The sequence below is a fragment of the Streptomyces rectiviolaceus genome, assembly GCF_039533825.1.
Classification (GTDB): domain Bacteria; phylum Actinomycetota; class Actinomycetes; order Streptomycetales; family Streptomycetaceae; genus Streptomyces; species Streptomyces rectiviolaceus.
Genome location: NZ_BAAAUG010000096.1, coordinates 1 through 2,108 on the forward strand (window position 1 = coordinate 1; position 2,108 = coordinate 2,108).

Annotated in this window: 3 protein-coding genes; 1 reads left to right on the forward strand and 2 read right to left on the reverse strand. The window is 71.7% G+C overall.

Annotated elements, in window-relative coordinates; all coding sequences use genetic code 11:
* Window positions 1–390 (reverse strand): AfsR/SARP family transcriptional regulator (locus ABD378_RS26380; RefSeq protein WP_344524475.1); only part of this gene is annotated, 390 nt, incomplete at its 3' end.
* A 30-nt stretch (window positions 391–420) separates the two neighbouring features.
* Entirely contained in the window at window positions 421–906 is a 486-nt protein-coding gene (locus ABD378_RS26385; protein ID WP_344524477.1) for a cupin domain-containing protein, read from the reverse strand.
* Between the two features lie 103 nt (window positions 907–1,009).
* Between ABD378_RS26385 and ABD378_RS26390 the strand changes: the two genes are divergently transcribed.
* Window positions 1,010–1,906, forward strand: coding sequence for a LysR family transcriptional regulator (locus tag ABD378_RS26390; protein ID WP_344524479.1), 897 nt, complete (start codon window positions 1,010–1,012; stop codon window positions 1,904–1,906).
* Window positions 1,907–2,108 lie beyond the last annotated feature (202 nt).

Below are 2,108 nucleotides of genomic sequence, written 5' to 3' on the forward strand. Positions count from 1 at the left end.
CAGCGCGAGCGCGTCGCCGAGCGTCGACGCGGCCTCGTCGAGGCGGCCCGCGGCCAGTTCACGCCTGCCCTGCCCGGCCAGCTCCTCGAAGCGGTGGGTGTCCACGTCGTCGGCGTCCACCGCGACGCGGTAGCCGCCCGCGACCGAGTCCACCGTCCCGGCACCGCGCAGGGCCTTGCGCAGCCGGGACACCAGCGCCTGCAAGGCGTTGCCCGCGTCCGCAGGCGGCTGCTCGCCCCACAGGCCGTCGACGAGCGCCTCGACGGAGACCGGACGCCCCTCTTCGAGGGCGAGCCTGGCGAGCAGCATGCGCAGCCGTACGCCGCCCACACCGACCGGCGTCGCGTCGTCGGCGGTGGCCCTGACCGGGCCGAGCAGGCAGATTCTCACCGAGCGGTCCTCACTTCACTGCTCCACACCTCACTGCTCCACGAAGAAGCTGTCGTGCTTGACGAGGAACTCGCCGAACTCCTTGCCGCCCTTCTGGGCCATCTCCGCCACCTGCTCGAAGTACTCCTCGCGCGGGGCGCCCGGCGAGAAGAGCATGATCATGGAGGCGGGGTCGTCGCTGTCGTTCTTGAAGGCGTGCAGGCCGCCGACGGGGACGTAGAGGAAGTCGCCGGGGCCGCCGGTGATCCAGCGCTCGCCGTTGTAGAGCTGGACCTGGCCGGACAGGACGAAGAAGGACTCCGAGATCGACTTGTGGAAATGGGTGCTCGGGCCGGGGGACTTCGGGCCCAGATCCACCTTGTAGAGGCCGAATTCGCCGCCGGTGGAGGCGTGTGTCGCGAGGTAGTGCGTGCGGTTGCCGCCGGGCCGGACGAGCTCGGGCTCCTGGTCGGCGGGCCTGAACACCGCGTTGATTTCGCCTTCTTCGCCGAGATAGCGGGGCTCCGGGTAGGACATGATCCGCTCCTTCGTTGGTGACGCGGTTGACCTTATCCACCGGCCACTCACCTGCCCTATTAGTTGTACGTAAGGGTTTCGGGGCAGAGTTAAGCTGGACTGCATGCTTGATACGCGGCGTATGCAGGTCCTCCGGGCAGTGGTCACCAGCGGCTCCGTGACCGCCGCGGCACGCAACCTCGGGTACACGCCCTCCGCGGTGAGCCAGCAGATGGCCGCCCTGGAGAAGGAGGCGGGCATCGCCCTCCTGGAGCGCACCGGCCGCGGGGTGCGGGCGACGGACGCCGGGCGGCTGCTCACCGAGTACGCGGTCGCAATCGGCAAGCAGCTCGCCGAGGCGGAGACCGCGCTCGCCGAGCTGCGGGCGGGGCGGACGGGGCGGGTTTCCATGCGGTACTTCACGACGGCAGGGGCGACGCTGGTCGCCCCGGCGCTGGCCGCGCTGCGGCGCGCTCAGCCCGGTGTGCAGGTCGAGTTGAAGCTGTCGGACCCAGACGACCCGATGCCGGCGGTGCGGGACCGGCAGGCCGATCTCGCCCTGGTGGTCAGGCCGCGGGGCCAACCGGGCGTGGACGGGGTCCGGTTCGAGCACCTCCTGGACGACCGCTACCACGCCGTACTCCCCGAGGGGCACCCGCTCGCCGCGAAGCAGCTTCTCGAGATGACGGACCTGGCCGACGAGCCGTGGGTCGCGAGCGAGTCGCCCGGCCCCTGTCTCGACCCGATCCTCGACGCGTGCGGCGCGGCGGGCTTCAGCCCGGACTTCGTGGTGGAGAGCGGGGACTACGCCACGGCGCAGGGCTTCGTCGCCGCGGGCCTCGGCGTGACCCTGGTCCCGCAACTCGGCCTGGACGCGCCCCACTCCGGAGTGGTCGTACGCGAGGTCCACAACCCGGTGCCGATGCGTTCGATCTACGCGGCGGTACGGGGGGCGGCGCCGGACCGCCCGGCGGTACGGGCACTCCTGGACGCACTACGGGCCACACAACCCCAACCCTGAAGCGACGCCGCCCCAGCCTGTGCCGCCGCTGCGCGGCGGATCTTTCCCGCCCACCCACCCGATTACCCCGCAGTGCCACCCTGACGTGTTGCTCCTGCGTCGGAGGCGCGCTGCGGGGTGAACGGGTGGGTGGGCGGGGAGCATCCGCCGCGGAGCGGCGAGCAGGGGGGGCGCTGAGGCCGTGCGGCCAGTTACAGCGGGG